The 22,413-nt window shown below is 54.5% G+C and carries 17 protein-coding genes; 6 read left to right on the forward strand and 11 right to left on the reverse strand.

The features are described 5' to 3' along the window. Positions 1-30: 30 nt before the first annotated feature. The 3 genes from PO881_RS03620 (at position 31) to PO881_RS03630 (ending at position 4,368) form a co-directional block, all read left to right on the forward strand. Positions 31-522: a CS1 type fimbrial major subunit gene (locus PO881_RS03620; protein ID WP_137385172.1), complete on the forward strand. Its 492-nt coding sequence runs from the start codon at positions 31-33 to the stop codon at positions 520-522. Positions 523-566: 44 nt separating this feature from the next. Then, positions 567-3,194: a TcfC E-set like domain-containing protein gene (locus PO881_RS03625; RefSeq protein ID WP_280172465.1), complete on the forward strand. Its 2,628-nt coding sequence runs from the start codon at positions 567-569 to the stop codon at positions 3,192-3,194. Positions 3,195-3,282: 88 nt separating this feature from the next. Further along, positions 3,283-4,368, forward strand: coding sequence for a CfaE/CblD family pilus tip adhesin (locus PO881_RS03630; protein ID WP_280172466.1), 1,086 nt, complete (start codon positions 3,283-3,285; stop codon positions 4,366-4,368). A 54-nt stretch (positions 4,369-4,422) separates the two neighbouring features. Here PO881_RS03630 and panD read toward each other — a convergent pair whose 3' ends face one another. The 9 genes from panD to thpR all read right to left on the reverse strand — a co-directional run bounded on the left by panD (position 4,423) and on the right by thpR (position 11,431). After that, entirely contained in the window at positions 4,423-4,803 is a 381-nt protein-coding gene (gene panD / locus PO881_RS03635; protein WP_007888760.1) for an aspartate 1-decarboxylase, read from the reverse strand. A gap of 41 nt (positions 4,804-4,844) precedes the next feature. Continuing rightward, positions 4,845-5,699, reverse strand: coding sequence for a pantoate--beta-alanine ligase (gene panC, locus PO881_RS03640; protein WP_192412372.1), 855 nt, complete (start codon positions 5,697-5,699; stop codon positions 4,845-4,847). 15 nt (positions 5,700-5,714) lie between these two features. Next, positions 5,715-6,509 carry a 3-methyl-2-oxobutanoate hydroxymethyltransferase gene (gene panB, locus PO881_RS03645; RefSeq protein ID WP_192412370.1) on the reverse strand — a complete coding sequence of 265 codons (795 nt, stop codon included), beginning with the start codon at positions 6,507-6,509 and terminating at the stop codon, positions 5,715-5,717. Positions 6,510-6,551: 42 nt separating this feature from the next. Continuing rightward, a complete protein-coding gene (gene folK / locus PO881_RS03650) occupies positions 6,552-7,037 on the reverse strand; it encodes a 2-amino-4-hydroxy-6-hydroxymethyldihydropteridine diphosphokinase (protein ID WP_192412368.1) in 486 nt (161 codons plus the stop codon). Beyond that, positions 7,034-8,446, reverse strand: a complete 1,413-nt coding sequence (gene pcnB, locus PO881_RS03655) for a polynucleotide adenylyltransferase PcnB (protein WP_206098210.1) — start codon at positions 8,444-8,446, stop codon at positions 7,034-7,036. Before pcnB ends, folK begins: the two co-directional genes overlap by 4 nt. A gap of 38 nt (positions 8,447-8,484) precedes the next feature. Further along, the gene (gene gluQRS, locus PO881_RS03660) at positions 8,485-9,414 is read right to left on the reverse strand and encodes a tRNA glutamyl-Q(34) synthetase GluQRS (RefSeq protein ID WP_192412365.1); all 930 of its coding nucleotides are present in this window, start codon (positions 9,412-9,414) and stop codon (positions 8,485-8,487) included. 70 nt (positions 9,415-9,484) lie between these two features. Beyond that, positions 9,485-9,940: an RNA polymerase-binding protein DksA gene (dksA, locus tag PO881_RS03665; protein ID WP_007888770.1), complete on the reverse strand. Its 456-nt coding sequence runs from the start codon at positions 9,938-9,940 to the stop codon at positions 9,485-9,487. 246 nt (positions 9,941-10,186) lie between these two features. Beyond that, positions 10,187-10,891 carry a DNA/RNA nuclease SfsA gene (gene sfsA / locus PO881_RS03670; RefSeq protein WP_280172467.1) on the reverse strand — a complete coding sequence of 235 codons (705 nt, stop codon included), beginning with the start codon at positions 10,889-10,891 and terminating at the stop codon, positions 10,187-10,189. Then, positions 10,892-11,431 carry an RNA 2',3'-cyclic phosphodiesterase gene (thpR, locus tag PO881_RS03675; RefSeq protein ID WP_280172869.1) on the reverse strand — a complete coding sequence of 180 codons (540 nt, stop codon included), beginning with the start codon at positions 11,429-11,431 and terminating at the stop codon, positions 10,892-10,894. 36 nt (positions 11,432-11,467) lie between these two features. On the opposite strand from thpR, the gene hrpB reads away from it, so the two are divergent. Both hrpB and mrcB read left to right on the forward strand, forming a co-directional pair. Next, complete coding sequence (gene hrpB, locus PO881_RS03680) at positions 11,468-13,942, forward strand: ATP-dependent helicase HrpB (protein WP_280172468.1); 2,475 nt, start codon at positions 11,468-11,470, stop codon at positions 13,940-13,942. 109 nt (positions 13,943-14,051) lie between these two features. After that, on the forward strand, positions 14,052-16,592 hold the full coding sequence (gene mrcB / locus PO881_RS03685) for a bifunctional glycosyl transferase/transpeptidase (RefSeq protein WP_280172469.1): 2,541 nt from the start codon (positions 14,052-14,054) through the stop codon (positions 16,590-16,592). A 53-nt stretch (positions 16,593-16,645) separates the two neighbouring features. Here the strand turns inward: mrcB and PO881_RS03690 are convergent, their stop codons facing one another. Both PO881_RS03690 and PO881_RS03695 read right to left on the reverse strand, forming a co-directional pair. Then, positions 16,646-18,031 (reverse strand): bifunctional cytidylyltransferase/SDR family oxidoreductase, encoded by a 1,386-nt coding sequence (locus PO881_RS03690; protein ID WP_280172470.1) that lies wholly within the window; start codon positions 18,029-18,031, stop codon positions 16,646-16,648. Positions 18,032-18,034: 3 nt separating this feature from the next. Beyond that, entirely contained in the window at positions 18,035-19,861 is a 1,827-nt protein-coding gene (locus PO881_RS03695) for a glycosyltransferase family 25 protein (RefSeq protein ID WP_280172471.1), read from the reverse strand. A 335-nt stretch (positions 19,862-20,196) separates the two neighbouring features. Here PO881_RS03695 and fhuA point away from each other — a divergent pair, with 335 nt between their 5' ends. Then, entirely contained in the window at positions 20,197-22,395 is a 2,199-nt protein-coding gene (gene fhuA, locus PO881_RS03700; protein WP_280172472.1) for a ferrichrome porin FhuA, read from the forward strand. Positions 22,396-22,413: the final 18 nt, after the last annotated feature.

Genomic DNA, 22,413 nt, shown 5'->3' on the forward strand with positions numbered 1-22,413 from the left:
ATTCAATAAAAGTGAATAAAGGAATAGAAAATGAAAGTGAAATTACTCGCGTCAATGGCTTTAATGGGGAGCATGGCCTTCAATGCCTATGCGTTTGATCAGGATATTACCGTCACGGCATCCATTGACCCCATTATGACATTAATGATGGAAGATGGCTCAAATCTGCCCTCAGCAATTGAAATGAAGTATCTGGCCGATATGAATAAATTGGCGCCTAAAATTATTAACACCCGCGTGCACACTAATGATGTTGAAAAAGACCTCAACATCAAATTGTATAACGCAGCGCAATTGACGCACACCCTGACGCCAGCAAACACCATTCCGCTGACGGTGAAATTTGATGGTAAAGCGTTGACGACGGCTAACACTACTTTTACCGCGGCCAGCCTGTTTTCAGCGGCGAAAGGTGCTGGTGCGTCGCGTTCAATTCCATTGGAAATCTCCAGCGGCAATGTCACGCCTGCAGCAGGTTTTTATACCGGTCTGGTAAGACTGGCAGTAGTGCAGGCACCTTAATGCAGTTGTGACAATCGTAATATTTCTGGCTTGAGATTTTAATTGTGAAGACGTTCTCCTGGTTAATTCTATTTTTGGTCGGTGCAGCGATTTATCCCTGCCTGGCGCAGAGCCAGGAGAACGTGCCTTCAGGTTTTGAAGAGTTATTACTGGGTCAGCATGAATTACTGTCGGTACGTTTAGCCAGCCATGACTTAGGGCTTTATGATGCGCTGGTAAAACCTGATGAAATCCAGTTTTCGCAACCAGAAAAATTGGTTCAGCGAATCAAAGAAATTTATGGTTTAAGTGAAGAACATGAAAAAAAGCTAACAACTGCTTTGCGTCAGCCACTCGCACGTAATGGGCATAAAGCCTGTTTAAATGATGTTTCCTCAATACGTTGTGGGCAATTGGATACCGAAAGTGCTGCGCTAATTTATAATGAAAGCCGCAATGATGTTGATCTGTTTATTAACGTCACATGGCTGCCACTAGCCCCTGCGGGGGCCGGCTATTACGCACCTGCGCTGAATGCGCACAATGCACTTATCCATCAGCAGCAAATCAATCTCGCTACGTCTGACACAACTAAAAATATCAGCATTATGGGAAATGGTGCATTGGGATTGGGCGAAAAAAGTTATCTCTCCAGTAGCTGGCAAGCATTGTTCAATCAACAATCACATTACACGGAAAAAACATTTCGCCATGATGATCTGTATGTTCGTCATGATATTGGCACACGCCGCTATGTTCAGGTTGGCGAAATGGATAAGCGCAATCTTTATGGCGCGCTCGGCGGCAATTTTAATTTATCGTTATTACCGCTGCCTAAATTTTATGGAGTACGGCTGGGCACCACCCAAAGTTACGTTAATAACAGTCAAGAGAGCGAAACAACAACACCTATCACCTTATTATTATCGCGAACCACGCGGGTGGATGTTTATCGCGATGATGAACTGTTGGGTACGCAATACCTGCCCGCAGGCGTGGTGAAACTAAATAGTCAGGCATTTCCCCAGGGACGTTATCTTTTAACGTTGAAATTCTATGAAGAGGGCGCATTAAGCCGCGTACAACAATACCCGTTTAGCAAAACGACGCTGCAGCAGGGTCCGGCAGATTTTCAATGGTTCACACAGCTGGGGAAGGTGGCTGAGGCCGTTAATTCGGTGCCAGACGTTAAAAATCCTCCCCCTTTTGCTTTGCAGAGTGGCTTCAGAACGCGCCTTGCCGAACCGCTGACGATCACCAGCGCCGTTTCAGTGCTGGCAGGAGAAAGCTTTAATGAAACCCGTTTGGATTGGCAAAACGTCTCATCCCTCGGAATAGTCAATCTGGGAATCGGGGCAATGGCGAACAAACATGGGCTGGCTGGCAATATTCAGCAGCTTGCGATGACTAAAGGCGCAACGCTTTCCTTATATCGTTATCAGCAGCAAGGTAATACCTGCATATCGGCCACGCACGCAGGTCAATATCGTTGTTCACAGAGTCTGAATGCAACGCTTTCTGGTCAGCTTGCGGGCAGCGCGGTGTCGCTGGGATACAGCAAGAGCCGCGCCTCAGTAACGCCTGACGTTAGGCTTGATCCCGCGCCTTCATATCCGCGCTATGCAGATCAGCAGGCCAGTAAACAGACGCGCTGGCAGCTGGATATCAGCCGCAGTTTCACACTTAACACGCTATTAGTGTCGGCGCGTGCGGGCATCTTTCGTAGCATAAGTAGCGGTCAGGAACCCGATCGCGGTGGATATATCGGTATTTCCCTGTCCTATGTGCCGCGCGAGGAAGCCGCTTCGGATCGGCGTCACACTTCGCAGATTGGAGGCGAGTATCGCCGCCAACACCGCCAGGGGGCTGAAATGGGGTGGCAGGCTTCACATGCGGTTTCATGGTTTGCGCCGGAATATCGTGAATTAAGCGTGACCGCGACGGGCAGCCAGGGAGGCGAAATGTATTCTCAGCTCTCGGGGCGACGTGATGGGATGCATGGCAACGTCTATGGAACCTTATCCCATAACCAGGGTGGGACCAGTTTAACCGGAAGCTATAACTCGGCCTTCGCCGCCACGCCTCAGGGATTTTGGTCGGGCAGCAGCGCAGGCAGCACGGATTCTCCGGCGGGTGTGGTGGTAAGCGTGGATGCTGACAGCGCGTTATCGGGTCCAGCGGCAGAAGTCATGGCCAATGGCCATACTTACGCGCTCAATTTTGGCGACAGTGCTTTTCTTCCGGCGGTGGGATACCAATCGGGCACGCATCGCATTCGTGAAAGCACATCGAGTGATAATCAGCAGGCCGCCACGCTCAGTACCGGTGGCAGTGAACAATCATTGTTTTTGCTGCCGGGTAAAATTGTGCAGCGCAAGGTAAAAGCGCGGCTGAATTTAACCTATGTCGGACGGGCGCTCAAAGAAAATGGAATGCCATTGCGCGACGCCAGGGTGATAAATACACCGGCGCAATTAGATAGCGACGGCGGCATGTTATTTGATAGCACACAGCGCATCACCACGCTTTATCTGCAGGAGTCGATGCAGATATACGCCTGCGCGCTAAGTGTGAAGCAGCGTAAAAATGCTGTGCAGTTTATTGGTGAAGTGATGTGTCCGCTTATAGATGTGGCGGCGCTACCAGACGCGATGCGCAACAATTTAAGCCTCGCTGCGTTAAATAACCCCTAATGGCTTCGAAAGCGAGTGACTAATAATGCACTTTTTAACCCTTAGCTCACACATATATAAGTGGGTAGGCATAATAATGTGCGGCACGATGTTAATCGCGCCGGTGGCCCATGCCGATCAGGAAGCGAGTGATATTAATAAAATTGTCACCGCCGCTCTATCCAAACAAAAACTACCGGCCAAAATTAATATTTTTGTACGTGAAATTGCTGGCTGGAAGGGAGATGAACCACGGCGCTGGGGCTATGGCACCTATTTATGTGATTCATCTACTGATCCGCAGCACGGGGCCTGTGAAACCAGCACGAAATACTCTGGCGGCGAAGCAGAATCTGAAATCGTATTAACTTTCACCGAGCGTAAAACGAAAAATAGCGTCAATCTGAAATTGGGCGCTTACCGGCAGGCTTATGGGCGTGGTGAGGCAGCACGCTGTAGTGGCGGTTTTTTTACCAATGAACACTATGCTATTAACGATCGGTTCACGCCAAACTGCATCGGCTATTTGCGGCAGGGATCAGGCCTGAGCGTATATATCAGCACAGCTCAGCTCGCGCTGTTGCCCAGCGGCGGCATATGGGAAGCCGATTTAAAAATAAATGTGATGCAGGGAGAGCCGTTTCAAAAAGCGGCGGAATGGCGCGTGCATATTCAATTGAATGTTGATGACAATGCGGCGCAACTCTATTTCCCCGCATTTCATACCGCTACGCCGCGTATAGCCCTTAACTTGCGCGATACGGGAAAAAATATGGCGGGCGCAGGCCAAAGCTATCTGGATATGTGCATGTATGATGGTTATGGCGCCAACAGTCAATCTCTGCAATTAACGCTCTCTGATGGCGTAATGTTGCCCGATCGCAGCAGTACCGATTTCACGATTATTAAACAAGGCGCTTTGAACACGGATAAAAGCCAGCGTATTGATTTTCAGGCATTCGTGGAGTGGAATGGCATAACACGTCAATTCACTAACCAGTCCGCGCTGATCATTCCCCGTAACGACTACGGTGACTACCGCTTGGTAATGTTGCCGGGAATCAATGTTCCGGTGGCCTGTACGCTGGGACGATTACGCTTATCGACACCGGCCTTTGATCACGCGACTAAGGCGGCGGGTCAGTACTCAGGCACGCTGAGGCTGGAATTTAAAGTCGAAACCGGCATTCCTTAGAAGGCTGCGGGTTGTGGGAATCGAAAAAGGGCGCCGCTTTGGGCGCCCCTGAGTTTAGGCCACCTGAACCGGCAACGCCTTAGCGAGGCGCTTCATTTCGTTATCGCCTTCGAAGTAGGCAACTTTCGGCTGCCAGCTGCGTGCGACTTCATCTTCGACCTGCACGTAAGAGCAGATGATCATGATGTCACCGGCGCAGGCGCAGCGTGCGGCGGCACCGTTGACTGAGATGATCTTCGAGCCACGTTCAGCGGCAATTGCGTAGGTTGAAAAACGCTGGCCGTTGGTGACGTTGTAAATATCGATGGCTTCGTATTGCAGAATGCCGGAGGCGTCGAGGAAATCCTGGTCAATGGCGCAGGAACCTTCGTAATGCAAATCTGCCTGAGTGACTTTAACGCGATGCAGTTTGCCTTGAAGTACGGTGCGAATCATAACTGTCTAACCTTGTTAAGCTGCCAATAAACAACGGAAAACTACTCCGTCAGATCCACTTGCTGATTATCAATCAGACGTGCATTGCCAAGCCATGCGGCCATCAAAATCACCGCGCGCTGGCTGTCCACGTTCAGCGCTTGTAAGGTTTCGGCATCGCAAATCGCCAGTCCATCCGGACGGAAACCCTTCTCACGCAACGCCACTTCCGCTTGCTCGATAATCTCTTCAACATGGCGCTCGCCGTTGCTCAGACGTTCGGCCATGCTGTTCATCACCTGGCTAAGACCGGACGCGATGTTACGCTCGTCGGCGGTGAGATAGCCATTGCGCGAACTCAGCGCCAGACCATCTTTTGCGCGTACCGTTGGCACGCCCACAATCTCGATATCGAAGCCCATATCCGCCACCATCTTGCGGATAATCGCCAGCTGCTGGAAATCCTTCTCGCCGAAGCAGGCGATGTCTGGCTGCACCAGATTAAACAGTTTGCTGACGATGGTGGAGACGCCGCGGAAGTGTCCCGGACGGCTGGCGCCTTCCAGCAGCGATGATAAACCCGGCACTTCCACAAAGGTTTGGCTATCCAGGCCTTTGGGATAAACATCGGCCGGTGCGGGTGCAAACACCAGATCCACGCTATGACGATTCAGCTTCTCGCAGTCGTCCTGCAGCGTGCGCGGATAGCGCGCTAAATCGTCGGGACGATCAAACTGCATCGGATTGACGAAAATTGAGACCACCACAACATCAGCGCGCTCGCGCGCTTCATCGACCAACGTTAGATGACCGTCGTGCAGGTTGCCCATGGTGGGCACCAGCGCGATACGTTTACCTGCCTGACGCCAGCGACGAATCTCACGACGCAGCATCGGCAGTGTTTCAATGATCAGCACTGCAAATCTCCTGATTTACTGGAAACTGTGTTCAGCGGCTGGATAAAGGCCCGCTTCAACGTCGGCGATATATTGGCGAATCGCTGCACGAATGTCGCCGGTTTCTGCGAGGAAATTTTTGGCAAATTTGGGAACGTGACCGCCGGTAATGCCAAAGGCGTCGTGCATCACCAGAATCTGGCCGTCAGTGACGTTGCCCGCGCCGATGCCGATCACCGGCACCGACAGCGCTTTAGTGATGCGTTCCGCCAGCGCCACCGGCACGCACTCCAATACCAGCAGCTGCATACCGGCGGCTTCCAGCGCCAGCGCATCGGCCAGCAGACGTTCAGCGGCGGCTTCATCGCGGCCCTGTACTTTATAGCCACCGAAGATGTTCACCGACTGCGGCGTCAGGCCCAAATGGCCGCACACCGGGACAGCGCGCTCGGTTAGCATACGCACGGTTTCCGCCAGCCACTCGCCGCCTTCCAGCTTCACCATATTGGCGCCGGCGCGCATCAGCTGTGCGGCGTTAGTAAACGTCTGTTCTGGCGTGGCGTAACTCATAAACGGCAGATCGGCCATCAGCAGCGCCAGCGGCGCGCCACGGCGCACGGCGGCGGTGTGATAGGCGATATCGTCCACGGTGACCGGCAAGGTCGATTCGTGGCCCTGCACGGTCATGCCGAGCGAGTCGCCAATCAGCATTACCTGAATGCCTTCATCGGCAAACAGGCGGGCAAAACTGAAGTCGTACGCCGTCAGCGTGGCAAATTTGCGCCCGCTGGTTTTGAGTTGGCGTAAATGGGAGAGGGTTGTTGGTTTCATCACACGCTCCAGAGTTTTCTGATGCGCGCAGTGTACTACGGCTTACTCAGACCACAAACGGATAGCGCTGCGATCCAGGGTGGCAAGAATCACAGATAAGGCTTGTCCATTCGGCAGCGACAATTGCGGGGCAATTTCCAGCAGCGGTACCAGCATAAATGCGCGATTGTGCATGTCGTAGTGCGGCACGGTCAGGCGCGGCGTGTTGATGGTCTGGTTGCCAAATAGCATGATATCGAGATCCAGCGTGCGCGGTCCCCAGCGTTCAGCTTTGCGCACGCGACCGTGTTGCAGCTCAATGCGCTGGGTATGATCGAGCAGCGCCTCAGCGTCTAGCGCGGTTTTCAGCGCCACTACCGCATTAAGGTAATCAGGCTGATCCGGCGGGCCGTACGGCGGCGTGCGATACAGGGAAGATGTGGCGATGCGCGAGGTATGTGGAATGGCATCGAGCGCGGCCAACGCTGCATCAACCTGATGCAGCGGATCGGCCAGATTACTGCCTAAAGCGAGGTAAACGCGGGTCATTGCGGACTGTTTGTGCGAGGCCCGGTTGGACGGCGACGCGGACGGCGCGGTTTACGGCGCGGGGCCGGATCGTCGCCCAGCGTGGTCATCATGGTTTTCTGCTGCACCGGTGCCGCCGCCTGGAACTCGCCCCACCAATGCGTCAGCTTTTGCAGCTCAGGATTGTTTTCCACGTCGGCACGCAGCGCCATCAAATCGTAAGCGGCACGGAACTTAGGATGCTCCATCAGCTTCCACGCACGTTTGCCGTGACGACGCGACATGCGCAGCTGCAGCTGCCAGATATCACGAATCAGCGTGGTGATACGCTTGGGAATCGCCAGCGCGCGGCAGGCTTCATCCAGCGTTTCGTTCATCGACAAGGCGAAAGCATCGTAATAAGTCAGGCCGCTTTCCTGCGCAATGCGTTCGGCGGATTCCAGCTGCGGATACCAGAACATTGCGGCAAACAGGAAGGCCGGATTGACGCGCATATCATTTTGCAAGCGGGTATCCGTATTTTTCAGAACCTGCGCCAGCATACGCTCCATCAGGCTGTCGCTTTCGGCGGTGAAACCGCGCGTCAGCATCGGGAACAGCGGCTGGAACAGCTGATATTCACGCATCATCTGATAGGTGCGGTAGCCGTAACCGGCCTGCAGCAGCTTGAGCGACTCTTCAAACATGCGCGCCGGCGGAATGTCATTCAGCAGCGTTGCCAGACGCGGAATCGGCTCGGCCGTTTCTGCCGCGATACGCATCTGCAGCTTGGCGGCGAAGCGCACCACACGCAGCATGCGCACCGGATCTTCGCGGTAGCGCGTTTCCGGATCGCCAATCATGCGAATGATGCCTTCGTGCAAATCGTGCAAGCCACCGACGTAATCACGTACGGTGAAATCGGCCACGCTGTAATAGAGGCTGTTGATGGTGAGATCGCGGCGCTGTGCATCGTCTTCAATGCTGCCGAAAATGTTATCACGCAGCAGCATGCCGTTTTGGCCGCGCTGCGAGCTGTTGCGATCTTCTTCGCTCTCTTCATGATGATGACCACGGAAGGTGGCGACTTCGATCACTTCCGGACCGAACATCACATGTGCCAGACGAAAACGACGACCCACCAAACGGCAGTTGCGGAACAGCTTACGCATCTGTTCAGGCGTGGCGTTGGTGGTGATATCAAAGTCTTTCGGCTTGCTGCCGAGCAGCAAATCGCGCACGCCGCCGCCAACCAGGTAGGCTTCGAATCCGGCTTTGTTCAGGCGATAGAGCACTTTGAGGGCGTTTTCGCTGATATCTTTGCGTGAGATGTTGTGGCTTTCTCGTGGAATGACAGTCATCTGACCAGGACTTTCAGCTTCCACCTCTTCAGGCGCCTCCTCATCACGCTTGAGGACTCTCCGGCAAAAATTAGCGACTCGGGTAAAAATGGGACACCTCGACAGTGAGAAAAAGGGTGTTAATAAAATCAGCGGCTAATCATAGCCTGTTGAGAACCATTTAGGAATGGTGATGTCGTTTCATCCTCTTTAAGACCGTTCTGCAACGGAATCAGGCGGATATTCCACTGCGCGACGGCCTGTTTCAACAGGCTTTCCAGCGATTCATCCTGCCAGCCAGCCGAAACCGGCTGACCAAGAAAGCGTAAAGCCTGCACCAGCAGCGGCCGCGCATCGCCAGCGGGCAGCGCGGGCGCATGATTCTGCTTGGAAAGCTTGTTGCCTTCACGGTTGACCGCCAGTGGCAAATGCAGGTAATCCGGCACAGGCCAGGCAAACTGCTGATACAGCGCAATCTGGCGCACCGTGGGCTCAATCAAATCCGCGCCGCGCACGATTTCCGTTACGCCCTGAAAATGGTCATCAACCACCACCGCGAGATTGTAGGCAAACAGCCCATCACGGCGATGGATAATAAAATCTTCCTGCGCCAGCTGCGCTTCAGCCTGTAAATGGCCACGCAGGCGATCGTCAAAGCCGCTAACCGGCGCATGCTGACGCAGGCGCAGCGCGGCGTTGTCCGGCGGCAGCTGCAAATCGCGGCAGTGACCATCGTAAAAACCGCCCAGCTGCTGGATGCGGCTACGCGTGCAGGTGCAGAAGTAACTTTGTCGATGCGTTTGCAGCCAGCTTAGCGCGGCGCGATAGGCATCGTGGCGCTGTGACTGCCATAAAACGTCGCCATCCCAGTAAAGACCATAATGTTCCAGCTGCTGCAAAATACGCGTTGCGGCACCGGGAACTTCACGCGGGGGATCGATATCTTCGATGCGCACCAGCCAGCGTCCCTGTTGCGCGCGCGCACTCAGGTAACTGCCTAACGCAGCAATCAGCGAACCAAAATGGAGGTCACCAGAAGGGGAGGGAGCGAAACGCCCAATGCAGTTTGAGGGATTCATAACGAAGTGTACCGCACGTCGGGAAAACAGGGATTTTCCCGGCTGTGCGGTAGCAATTTGCTTACGGCCATTAGCCAGCCATCTGCTTCTCGCGGATTTCTGCCAGCGTTTTGCAGTCAATGCAGAGATCGGCAGTCGGACGCGCTTCAAGGCGGCGAATACCAATTTCTACACCGCAGGAGTCGCAGTAACCGAAATCGTCGTCATCCACTTTCTTGAGCGTTTTCTCAATCTTTTTAATGAGTTTGCGCTCACGATCGCGGTTACGCAATTCCAGGCTGAACTCTTCTTCCTGCGCAGCACGGTCGACCGGATCCGGGAAGTTGGCAGCTTCGTCCTGCATATGTGACACAGTGCGATCTACTTCATCCCGAAGTTGGTTGCGCCAGGCTTCCAGAATCTTACGGAAATGGCCTAGCTGGGCGTCGTTCATATACTCTTCGCCCGGTTTCACCTGATACGGCTCCACTCCAGCGATGGCGAGGATACTCAGGGACGATGTTTTACGGTTTTGCCCTTCTTGCATGTTGTTTCTCCTGGATAACACGCACTTCCCTAGATACGTCAAGTTGCATGTGTGTTGACTGTGTGCCTGCAACCTAAACGATTTAGGGCTTATCGATTCCCATAAAGGGAAAAAACAGGCCGCTATAAATAGCAGAAGCCATCAAGGTTGGCAATTATTCCTGACCACTACTTGACAAGCCTCTGAACAATCGCGTATTCAGCGCCTCGCCCAGAACATTCCTATCACACCAAATTGCCTTAAATATTACAACGCTACGTTAATCGGTTGCGTAAGTAATATCTTTAACGGTGAAATTTGAGCTTGATACGCCAAAACTTCCACACCATCACGCTGCGCCTGTTCCAGTAGTTCTGCGTAGTGCACGTCGATATGGCGTGCCGGGGAAACGTCCTCAATCCCTGTATGCAGAACTGCGAACAACAAAACGGCTCGATGACCTTCTGCCACGATGGTGCTCAATTCGCGCAGATGTTTCTGTCCACGAGCCGTCACCGCATCCGGAAAATAGCCTTTACCTGCTTGTGAAAGGGTGACGGACTTGACTTCAATATAGCAGTTGGATCGGCCATCCGCTTGCAGCAGGAAGTCAATTCGGCTTTTTTCCGTGCCGTATTTCACTTCAGGCTGGCAGCGGCTGTAAGCGGATAATTCCGGAATCGTGTCGAGTGTCAGCGCCTCGCGCACCAGCTGATTGGCGCGCAGCGTATTCACGCAGATCCAGTGGCCTTGTTGGGTCTCGGTGAGTTCCCAACTGTGCGGATATTTCCGCGTGGCACTGCTGGATGTCGAATACCACACGGTATCGCCCGGCGTGGCGCAGCCGGTCATCGCGCCGGTATTGGCGCAGTGAATGGTCAGCGTTTCACCTTCTGGCGTAACTACATCGGCTAAAAAGCGTTTGTAACGGGCAATCAAGCGGGCGGGTTTAAGCGGTGGGTCGAACTCCATTTACTCTCCTGTGGATGATAGTAGCGGCCAGCGGGCCAGCGCCTGATAACGTGTGCGGCCGCGCGTCACGTTCGAAGCGAACAGCGCAAAATGGCGGATATCGGCGCGCCAGTGAAAACCGCGTGGCGGCAGCGCGATCTGTGACGCTGCGTGGCGCAACAGCGTGACATGCGGATGAAACGGCTGCGGGCTCTGTGCGCAGCCATGACGTGCCGCTTGCGCGCGCAGCAGGCTGGCGAGCTGCAGTAATCCGCGCGGCGCCCGCTGACAACCGAGCCACACCACGCCGGGACGCGGCCAGTGACCGGCGTCATCCAAATCGAGGGCAAAACCGGGCTGTTCGATGCGTGAGGCCAGCCGCTGCAGCTTGCGTGACGTCTCATCGCTGACCTCGCCGAGAAACGCCAGCGTCAGGTGCAGGTTGGCCGCCGCCACCGGTTTCCCGGCTTCGGCAGCAAAATTATCCGCGCGCCACTGCACCAGTTGTTGCTGGAGCGGAGCGGGCAGTTCAAGAGCAAAAAACAGACGTTGCGTTGCCAGGTTGGCCTCCGGTAATCCGCGCCTCAGAGTGCTACAATGCGCGCCATCTTAGCACAGGCATTTTGGGAGTTGAGTTTGAGTGAGTTACCGGTAAGCGAGGTGCTGCCTGCGTTGCTGGACGCGCTGGCGCAGTCGCCGCAGGTGTTGCTGGCGGCGCCGACCGGCGCAGGTAAATCAACCTGGCTGCCGTTACAGCTGCTGCAACACGCCCCATTGCCCGGCCGCATCATCATGCTGGAGCCGCGCCGACTGGCGGCACGCAACGTGGCGCAGCGTCTGGCAGAACAGCTTGGCGAGCAGCCGGGCGGCACCGTTGGCTATCGCATGCGCGGTGAAAACTGCTGCGGTGCCAACACGCGCCTCGAAGTGGTCACCGAAGGCATTTTGACGCGCATGTTGCAGCGCGATGCGATGCTGGAAGGCGTCTCGCTGGTGATCCTCGATGAATTCCACGAACGCAGCCTGCAGGCCGATCTCGCGCTGGCGCTGCTGCTCGATGTGCAGCAAGGATTGCGCGACGATCTGAAAATCCTGCTGATGTCTGCCACGCTCGATAATCAGCGTTTGCGTCAGCTGCTGCCGGATGCGCCCTTTGTGGTCTCTGAGGGCCGCAGCTTCCCGGTCACGCGCCGCTATGCTTCGCTCAACAGCCAGCAACGTTTTGAAGAAGCGGTAGCGCGCGAGGTGGCGCAACTGCTGCGCGAAGAGTCAGGATCGCTGCTGCTGTTCCTGCCCGGCGTGGCGGAGATCGAACGGGTTAAGCGCGAGCTGGAAGCGCGGGTCAGTGACGAGGTGGATCTTTCTCCTTTATATGCCGCGCTGTCGCTGGAGGCACAACGCCGTGCCATCCTGCCGTCTCCGGCGGGCCGCCGCAAAGTGGTGCTGGCGACCAACATCGCCGAAACCAGCTTGACCATCGAAGGTATCCGTTTAGTGGTCGATAGCGCGCTGGAGCGCTCGGCGCAGTTTGACGTGCGCAGCGGCGTGACGCGGCTGCAAACGCAGCGTATCAGCCAGGCGTCGATGACGCAGCGCGCCGGTCGTGCTGGTCGACTGGAACCTGGCATCTGCCTGCACTTACTGCCACAAGAGCAGGCGCTGCGTGCGGCGGCGCAGAGTGAACCGGAAATTCTCAATAGCGATTTGACCTCGCTGCAGATCGATCTGCTGCAATGGGGATGTCAGAATGCGTCGCAGCTTATGTGGCTTGACGCGCCGCCGCCGCGCAACTTGCGTGCGGCGTGCGAGCGGTTAACCCAGCTAGGCGCGCTGGAGAATCACCAGCTCAACGCGCGCGGTCGAAAAATGGCCGCGTTGGGCAGCGATCCGCGCCTGAGCGCGATTCTGGTGGCCGCCGGGCAAAACAACGATGCCATCGCCAGCGCCGCGCTGCTGGTGGCGATTCTGGAAGATCCGCCACGCAGCGGCAGCGCCGATCTGCGTGATGCACTCAATCATCCGCAGCCGCACTGGCAGCGCCGTGCGCGTCAGTGGCAGAAGCGGCTCAACACCAGCGGCGGCACCATTAATCCCGACCTGTTCCCGCAGCTGCTGGCCGCCGGTTTTGCCGATCGTCTGGCGCAGCGTCGTGGCGACAGCGCGCGCTATCAGCTGGCGAACGGCATTGGCGCGATGCTTAACGAGCAGGATGGTTTGAGCCGCTATGAGTGGCTGATTGCACCGACACTGCTGCAGGGCGCCAGCGCCGCCGAGGCGCGCATGTTACTGGCGCTGCCGGTGGATATCGACGCGCTGCGCCGCGAATGCCCCACCTTAATTGAGCAGCGTACCGACGTGGAGTGGGATGAAGATAAAGGCACTTTGCGCGCGTGGAAACGCGAACTGATCGGCGCGCTGGTCCTAAAAGCGCAGCCGCAGGCACGCCCGGAGGCGGAAATATTGCATCCGGCGATGCTGCGCTGGATCCGCGAAAAAGGATTATCGGTGCTGGGCTGCAAAGAAGACGCCGAACAGCTACGCTTGCGGGTGCACTGTGCCGCGCAGTGGCTGCCGGAAGAGGCGTGGCCGGCGCTGGACGATGAAAGCCTGCTCGATACGCTTGAAAGCTGGCTGCTGCCGGAGATGAGCGCGGTACGCGATCTGAAAGGATTGCAGAGCATCAATCTTGTCAGCGCATTATTACATTTGCTGACATGGTCACAACGTCAGCGGCTGGATACTGTGCTGCCAACTCATTACACTGTGCCGACCGGAAGCCGCCTGCCGATCCGCTACGATGCAGAGAAGCCACCCGCGCTGGCGGTGCGGATTCAGGAGATGTTTGGCGAAGCACAGAACCCAGCGGTGGCCGATGGCCGCGTACCGCTGGTGTTAGAGCTGCTCTCGCCCGCGCACCGTCCGCTGCAGATCACCCGTGACCTCGCGGCGTTCTGGCGTGGTGCGTATCCCGAAGTGCAGAAAGAGATGAAAGGGCGCTATCCAAAGCATCCGTGGCCGGACGATCCGGCCAACGCCTTACCCACAAGGCGGACCAAGAAATTTTCATCGTGAAACGCAGTGGACCGAATTCAGAGGGTTCTGCCATGCGTAGCACGAGTAAGCAGTTGTAGACTAAATAGAGTAACGGCCGCCGCCGTAGCAATACCTGGAGAATAAAAGCATGTCTGGGAACGATCGCGAACCTATTGGGCGCAAAGGAAAAGCGCCAAAGCCGCCGCGCAGCACTGCGCGTCGGGGTCGCCGCAGGGAACTTGATGATGATATCGATCAGGACGATTTTGACGAAGAAGATGAGGAGAGTGGACCGGTGCCACCAAAAAGTAAAAAACGTCCGCCACGCGGCAAACGTCGCTGGTTAGGCTGGTTGATTAAACTCTTCCTGGTCTTTGTGGTGGTGATGGCTGCCTGGGGCGTCTATCTCGACTCGGAAATCCGCAGCCGCATCGACGGTAAAGTGTGGCAACTGCCTGCTGCCGTTTATGGCCGCATGGTCAGCCTCGAGCCGGGCATGTCGTACGACAAAAAAGAGATGATTGCGCTGCTGGAAGGCACGCAGTATCGCGAAGTGTCGCGCATTACCCGTCCGGGTGAGTTTAGCGTCAAAGGCAACACCATTGATCTGCTGCGCCGTCCGTTTGATTTCCCGGACAGCAAAGAGGGGCAGATCAACGCGCGCCTGACCTTTAGCAACAATGAGCTGAGCGAGATTAAAAACCTCGATACCGGCCGCGATTTTGGCTTCTTCCGCCTCGATCCGCGCCTGATCACCATGTTGCAGTCGCCGAACGGTGAACAGCGTCTGTTCGTGCCGCGCGCCGGTTTCCCGGATCTGCTGGTGAGCACCTTGATCGCCACTGAAGATCGCCACTTCTACGAGCACGACGGCATTAGCCCGTATTCGATTGGTCGTGCGTTCCTCGCCAACATCACCGCCGGTAAAGCGGTGCAGGGCGGTAGTACGCTGACGCAGCAGCTGGTGAAAAACCTGTTCCTCACCAACGAGCGTTCGCTGTGGCGTAAAGCGCGTGAAGCCTATATGGCGGTGATCATGGATGCGCGCTACAGCAAAGATCGCATCCTCGAGCTGTATCTCAACGAGGTGTATCTCGGCCAGACCGGTAATGACCAGATCCGCGGTTTCCCGCTGGCGAGCCTTTACTACTTCGGTCGTCCGGTGGATGAGCTGAGCCTCGATCAGCAAGCGATGCTGGTCGGCATGGTGAAAGGCGCATCGCTGTACAATCCATGGCGTAACCCGAAACTTGCGCTGGAGCGACGTAATCTGGTGCTGCGTTTGTTGCAGCAGCAGAACGTCATCGATCAGGAACTGTATGACATGCTGTCGGCGCGTCCGCTTGGCGTGCAGCCAAAAGGCGGCGTGATCACGCCTCAGCCGGCATTTATGCAGATGGTGCGTAACGAGCTGCAGGCTAAGCTCGGCGACAAAATGAAAGATCTCTCCGGCGTGAAGATTTTCACCACGCTGGATGCGATTTCGCAGGATGCCGCAGAGAAAGCGGTGATTGAAGGCATTCCAACGCTGAAAAAACAGCGTGGCCTGAAAGATCTGGAAACCGCGATGGTGGTGGTGGATCGCTTCAGCGGTGAAGTGCGCGCCATGGTGGGCGGTGCCGATCCGCAGTTCGCCGGTTATAACCGCGCGCTGCAGGCACGTCGTTCGATTGGCTCGCTGGCAAAACCGGCCACCTATCTCACCGCGCTGAGCCAGCCGAACAGCTATCGCCTCAACAGCTGGATCGCCGATGAACCGATTGCGCTGAAACAGCCGAATGGCACCATCTGGAAACCGATGAATGACGATCGTCGTTTCAGCGGCAAAGTAATGCTGGTGGATGCGCTGACCAACTCGATGAACGTGCCAACCGTCAACCTCGGTATGACGCTGGGACTGGATGCGGTGGTCGATACCTGGAACAAGCTCGGCGTGCCGAAAGATCAGCTGCATCCGGTGCCGTCAATGCTGCTCGGTGCACTGAACCTGACGCCGATTGAAGTGGCGCAGGCGTTCCAGTCGATTGCCAGCGGCGGTAACCGCGCTGAGCTGTCGGCGGTGCGTTCGGTGATTGCGGAAGATGGCACGGTGCTGTATCAGAGCTATCCGCAGGCGCAGCGTGTTGAACCGGCGCAGGCGGCGTATCTGACGCTCTACACCATGCAGCAGGTCGCCGATCACGGTACTGCGCGTGCGCTGGGTGCGCGTTATCCTAAAGCGCATCTGGCTGGCAAAACCGGTACCACCAATGACCTGATCGATAGCTGGTTCGCCGGTATTGATGGCAAAGAAGTGGCGATTACCTGGGTTGGCCGCGATAACAACCAAACCTCGAAGCTGTATGGTGCCAGCGGTGCAATGCAGCTTTATCGTCGCTATCTCGATAACCAGGCGCCAATGCCGCTGGTGCTGACGCCGCCGGAAGATATCACGCAGATGAATATCGATTCTGCCGGTAACTTTATCTGCGGTACGGGCAGCAGCACATGGCGTTCGTTGCCGGTGTGGTCGCTGGATCCGAACGCGCTGTGTCAGCAGCAGCAAGAGCAGGTTCAGCAACAACAGCAGCAGTTGCAGCAGCAACAAGAGCAGCAACAGCAACAGCAGCAACAACATCAGCCACAGAATGAGCAGAAAGATTCTGACGGCGTGGCGGGTTGGATTAAAGATATGTTCGGCAGCAAATAAGTTGCTGAGAAAACACAGGGCGCTGCGGCGCCCTTTTTTATTGGGATAGGTGGTTAGCTGGGCTGATTCTTACAATTACTTTTGCGAATATCAATAACCATACCAGTACTTTGCGTCACGAGAACTTCCAGGCTTTTTACTGCAACGTCTCGTGCATGTAGCAGTGAATCTGCAGGTTCCTCGCCAAAATTAACGGTTCTCATCGGTGTGGCGGTACGCTCAGGATTAATGCAGTTCACTTTGACTTTATCCTCAATCCACTCTTCCGCCAGCGCCTGAGTCAGATTGACTACCGCAGCTTTTGCCGATGAGTAAAGGGCGTAAAAAGCCCGTCCACGAGTGTAAGAACTGGATGTGAAATTCAATAACATGCCGGAGTTGCAGATTAACCGCTCTTTTGCCGCAATTGCCACGTTTACGGCTCCCAGATAATTAATGTTAATCAGCGCCATCACTTCCTGCTGAGTAAGCGTGGAGAGCGGTTTCTTAATCAAGACACCCGCAGTGTTGACGATAAAATCAATATTGCCATGCTCGGCAACAATGTCAGTTAAATAGTTTTTTACGCTGTCGAGATGAGTAATGTCGATATCATTATGTGAACGACTGGCAATATGTACTTTGGCCCCACACAGCGTGGCAACTTTCATCATCTCCAGACCAATTCCGCTACCTCCACCAAAAATAACCATATGCTTATCGCGCAGGAAATCGAGATTTGCAGAATTCAATGCGTGTGAGCTTTTCTCCTGCAGCAATTTCTCTGCGATAAAGAGATCAAGTGGATGGGTGATTTTAATATTGTTCTCATCGCCCTCTACGGTAATAACACGCGTTTCAGGCAGCATATTACGCAATACTCCGCAGTCGCAGGTAAACGTAAACTTACCCATGGCCGCTGCTTTCTCATAAGCCTGGCGAATTTTTTCCAGACGAAATGCCTGAGGGGTCTGGCCTCGGCGCATGCTGGCACGATGAGGAATATTGGCAATGCAGCCATCATCGTGAACTTCTACTAAAGTATCTGCTGAGGGGATCACCACATCTACGGCGTCAAAGGATTCAAGTGCATCTACGCATTTGCGAATAATAGTGTCGCTAATTAATGGACGCACGGCATCATGCAGTAAGATTTTACAATGACCGTCATAGTTGATAAGGGTTTTCAGCGCGGAATATGTTGAGTCAAAACGTTCCTTACCGCCGTTCACCACTTTACTCACTTTGTGCCACTGATTTTTTGCCACCAACTCCCACATGTAATCGATGTACTCATTTTGTGAGACGATAATAATTTCATCAATGTCGGCCGATTTTTCAAAACGTTCGATGGTGTATTCAATCACGGCACGTCCCGCTAACTTGGCGAATTGTTTTGGCTTGTCGCTGCCAAAGCGGGTGCCTGTACCGCCAGAAAGTATTATGGCTACATTTTTCATTTTTTATTCCGCCGCTTGCGGTCTGAGTGATGAACAAATAATTTCAGCGATTTTCTCGCCCGCTGTTTTCTCTTCTATCTGCAGTTCCTCACGCAGGACTTGTTCCCGGCGCACTTTCATTGCATCGTGACCCGCGACAATGTTGTCTACAAAGGTGAAAATATCCTTTTCACACCAGGCAACGTCGTAGGCGTCATAAATGAATTCTGCAGTGCGGTTCAAACCGTGACAGGTTTCGTGAGTGAGGTAGAGGATGGGTTTTTTCGACGGCAGATATTCCAGCAGGAAGGAACCGGCGTCCGCAATGAGTGCATCGGAACGCGCAAAAGTCAGCGTGTAATCATGCCCGAGATTCCACTCCAGATTGGTGTGTTGCTGCGACGCGCGCTGTAACTGCTGATAAAGACTTTGTGCCGTTGGGTTGGCTTCACCTATCCATTGGCTCAGCAGCGGATGGGGGCGAATGATCAGATGAATGTCCTGACGCTCAATCAGTTTTAAGAACGCCGAGCAGTAAAGGCTGAAGGTGGTGTACATCTTCTGGTCGCCAGGCAGTACGAAATGCGGCGTCCACAGGAAGGTGGTTACCGTTTGAGCCGGCAGGTTATCCGTGAGATGGAAACGACGCTGATAGTGGTCAAATTTAGGATGGCCGGTAACGTGCACATGGCGATTTCCTGCCTGACACTGCAGCGCAAACTCAGTTTTATGTTTTTCCGAGCGGGCAAATATCCACGTCGCCAGATTTTGACAAAGCAAATTATATTGATACACCATGCTCTCTGCGCCAATTCCGGTATCGAGCGCATAAGGGATGTAAGCGATTTTCACGCCGCGCTCATGCAGGTAGTCGCTGCGAAAGCATTCGGGGCGTGCTTCGTCGTAAGGGTTTTGCAAGAACACCACATCGGGCTGACGCTCCTCTAACTGGTAGTCTTCAAATCCTGTGTAATCCAGCCCTCTTTCACGCAGAATCTCACGCTGAATATCGCCGTTAACATCGCTCGCCTTCCAGTTCAGGTAAGGCACCACCACGATGCGGCAATCGAACGCGGGATTGGCCTGCATCGCCTCAATCACCGATTCAAAGTTCGTCCAACCCGGTGGCCACTGGAAGTAAAAGTCGACTTTAATTGGGCCTGAAGTGGAGGGTGTGAATTTGGCGGGCGCAACGATTTGACTCAACGGTTTTCTGAAGAGTGCGCGGTAATCTACCGTTCGATTTTCGATATCGCTTTTATCGAGCCGTTGTGCACCGGCGTTGGGGAATACGCCCAGCCAAAGATCCTGCTGCATCAGGCTATTCCAGTGCACATCAAGGGCATATTGTGCCTGCGCACCACCTTGCAATTGCGCCTGCAGCGCCTCGCGATAGTTTTCAATCAGCGTGGTGTAATAGCGGTGATTCACGATATAGGCGCATGCGCACCACGCGAAGTTAGCGCGCACGATATAGTCCACACTTTTTAACGGCGTGACGCGGCGATAATTGGCCGCCAGAAAAGCCACTTGCCAGTTGATTTGCGGCAGGGCGGCAAAGTAGCGGTTGAGATTGTCGTAGTTTTTCTGGTTTTCATTGAAGCTAAAGTCATCCTCCAGAATCAGCACACGCTCCCAGCCGTTATCGCGTGCCATCTCCAGCGCGGCGATATGCGATTGCGTGCAGCCGATGTAGCCCTTTTCATGCTTGATCGCGTCCAGGCGAACGATTTTTTCAGCGGTTAAACCCAGCTTTTTAAGTTGTTTAGTGATGCGGGTTAATCGGTCTTTGCGTTTCTTCAAATTGATGAAGATAACGCGATCAACAATGTTCCAGTTTATAGCGGTCATGAGTGTGTCTGCAGGAAGGAGAATGCAGGGCATAAGCAATTAGCGGGCCATTTTTTTAAGTTTATGATTTTACTCGTTATCGTTGGTTTGGTGCTCTGTCGGGATGAAATAAACTTCCTCTGTGCGGCAATGCAATTTCCCGATTGCCGGCCTCCGCTCCTTTTATTGCTCATTTATTATTTGCGATCATGAATATGCGCGATCTGGCTGTAAACGCCGCGCTTACAGGCATTAATCGTTGCGAATATGACGCTATTTCGCCTAAAATCCGTGCGTCATAATAATCATTCTCGTTTGTATTCGCCTGCATCGACTTTTTTCGAGAGACCTCACTTATGAATACGCGAAACACTAATCCTTGTTTCTTACGCCCGCGTTCGCTGGCTTGGTTTATTTCACTGACTATGGGTACGTTCAGCGTGCAGGCGTTGGCAGAAGATACCGTGGTGGTTAGCGCTGATGGCGGCAGCGGAGTCGAGCAAGAGAAAGCGTGGGGCCCGTCGCCAACCATTGCGGCCAAACGCAGCGCCACCGGCACCAAAACCGATACGCCGATCGAGAAGAACCCGCAGTCAATCTCGGTAGTCACGCAGGAAGAGATGGCGATGAAAAACGTCACCAGCGTGAAAGGGGCTTTCAACTACACGCCAGGCGTGTTGACCGGTAACCGCGGTAGCTCCAATGTTATCGATGCGCTCTCTATTCGCGGCTTCAGCGAAACCAACACCAACCAATATCTTGATGGCCTGAAACTGCAGGGTGATAACTACTCTGAGTTTGCTATCGATCCCTATTTTCTTGAACGCGCCGAACTGTTGCGCGGTCCGGTTTCGGTGCTGTACGGCAAGAGCAATCCGGGCGGCGTGGTGTCGCTGGTGAGTAAGCGTCCGACGCAGGAGACGCTGCGTGAAGTGCAGTTCCAGATGGGCACAAACAATCAGTTCTCCACGGGTTTCGATTTCGGCGGCTCGCTGGATGATGACGGCGTTTACAGCTATCGCCTGACCGGTCTCGCGCGCAGCGCCGATGCGCAGCAGGATATGAACAAAGAGAAGCGCTACACCATTGCGCCATCATTCAGCTGGCGTCCGAATGAGAATACGCGTTTCGATTTGCTGACCTACTTCCAGAACGAACCGGAAACCGGCTATTACGGCTGGTTGCCGCGTCAGGGCACTGTGGTGGGCATCACGCGTCCTGACGGCAGCAGTTACAAGCTGCCAACTAACTTTGATGAAGGCGAAGACAGCAACAAGATTTCGCGCAACACCAGGATGGTGGGCTACAACTTCGAGCACAGCTTCAACGACACCTGGACGGTGCGGCAGAATTTGCGCTATGCGGATCTGAGAACGGATTATCGCAGCATTTATGGCAATGGTTTTAATGCCGCAACACAGCAAATCACCCGCGGTTCAGCGGTTTCTGATGAAAAGCTCAACCAGTTTGCAGTCGATAACCAGGCGCAGGCCAAATTCACCACCAGTCAAATTGATCACACACTGTTGCTGGGTGTCGATTTCCAGCGCACGCGTAATGATATTGATGCGCAATTTGGTACCGCATCACCGCTGAATGCCTTTAATCCACAATATGGCGACGACAGCGTGACGCCGTTCCCTAATCCTTATCAGCACCTCAATAAGCAGCGCCAAACCGGTTTATACGCGCAGGATCAGATGGAGTGGAACCGCTGGGTGTTAACCCTCGGCGGTCGTTATGATTACGCGATGAACTCGGTCTATGATCGCGTAGCCAATAGCGTTGATCGCCAGAACGATCAGGCTTTCACCTGGCGTGGCGGGCTGAACTATGTGTTTGATAACGGTATCGCACCTTACTTCAGCTACAGCGAAGCCTTCATTCCGAACTCAGGTTCAACTTATGATGGTCAAGCCTTTGATCCTTCCCGCGCGAAGCAGTATGAAGCCGGTGTGAAATACGTTCCTAAAGATCGTCCGGTGGTGTTGACGGCGGCGGTGTATCAGCTGACCAAAACCAAAAACCTGACGGCCGATCCGGATACCCTTAACCACCCAAATGCCAGCATTCAGAGTGGTGAAATCCGCTCGCGTGGCGTGGAGCTGGAAGCCAAAGCCGCGCTGAATGCCAACATCAATATGACCGCGTCTTATACCTACACTGATGCGGAATACACCGAAGACACTAACCTGAAAGGCAAAACGCCGGTGCAGGTGCCGAAGCATATGGCATCGCTGTGGAGTGATTACACCTTCCATGAAACGGCGCTGTCGGGCGTGACCGTGGGTGCAGGTGTACGTTATGTCGGCGAGAGCAAAGGGTTGTACGCCAGCGGCGACGATGTGAACCAAAACTTCGACGTAGCCGGTTACACCACCGTTGATGCCGCGCTGAAATACGACCTCGCACGCTTTGGCATGCCGGGCTCCACCATCGGCGTTAACGTCAATAACCTCTTTGATCGTGAATACGTCGCCAGCTGCTACCGCGACTACGCCTGCTACTGGGGCGCTGAGCGTCAGATTGTCGGTACTGCGACTTTCCGTTTCTAATCGTGTTACGCAGGTCGC

The organism is Pantoea sp. SS70 (assembly GCF_029866845.1).
Lineage (GTDB): Bacteria > Pseudomonadota > Gammaproteobacteria > Enterobacterales > Enterobacteriaceae > Pantoea > Pantoea leporis.

Excerpts from the sequence above, each read along its gene's own strand:
- mrcB (WP_280172469.1), top strand. The coding sequence starts at position 14,052 with ATGTCTGGGAACGATCGCGAACCTATTGGGCGCAAAGGAAAAGCGCCA.
- folK (WP_192412368.1), bottom strand. The coding sequence starts at position 7,037 with ATGACCCGCGTTTACCTCGCTTTAGGCAGTAATCTGGCCGATCCGCTG.
- panD (WP_007888760.1), bottom strand. The coding sequence starts at position 4,803 with ATGATTCGCACCGTACTTCAAGGCAAACTGCATCGCGTTAAAGTCACT.
- PO881_RS03620 (WP_137385172.1), top strand. The coding sequence starts at position 31 with ATGAAAGTGAAATTACTCGCGTCAATGGCTTTAATGGGGAGCATGGCC.
- gluQRS (WP_192412365.1), bottom strand. The coding sequence starts at position 9,414 with ATGAATCCCTCAAACTGCATTGGGCGTTTCGCTCCCTCCCCTTCTGGT.
- dksA (WP_007888770.1), bottom strand. The coding sequence starts at position 9,940 with ATGCAAGAAGGGCAAAACCGTAAAACATCGTCCCTGAGTATCCTCGCC.
- fhuA (WP_280172472.1), top strand. The coding sequence starts at position 20,197 with ATGAATACGCGAAACACTAATCCTTGTTTCTTACGCCCGCGTTCGCTG.
- PO881_RS03630 (WP_280172466.1), top strand. The coding sequence starts at position 3,283 with ATGTTAATCGCGCCGGTGGCCCATGCCGATCAGGAAGCGAGTGATATT.
- panB (WP_192412370.1), bottom strand. The coding sequence starts at position 6,509 with ATGAAACCAACAACCCTCTCCCATTTACGCCAACTCAAAACCAGCGGG.
- sfsA (WP_280172467.1), bottom strand. The coding sequence starts at position 10,891 with ATGGAGTTCGACCCACCGCTTAAACCCGCCCGCTTGATTGCCCGTTAC.
- PO881_RS03695 (WP_280172471.1), bottom strand. The coding sequence starts at position 19,861 with ATGACCGCTATAAACTGGAACATTGTTGATCGCGTTATCTTCATCAAT.
- PO881_RS03690 (WP_280172470.1), bottom strand. The coding sequence starts at position 18,031 with ATGAAAAATGTAGCCATAATACTTTCTGGCGGTACAGGCACCCGCTTT.
- hrpB (WP_280172468.1), top strand. The coding sequence starts at position 11,468 with ATGCGCGCCATCTTAGCACAGGCATTTTGGGAGTTGAGTTTGAGTGAG.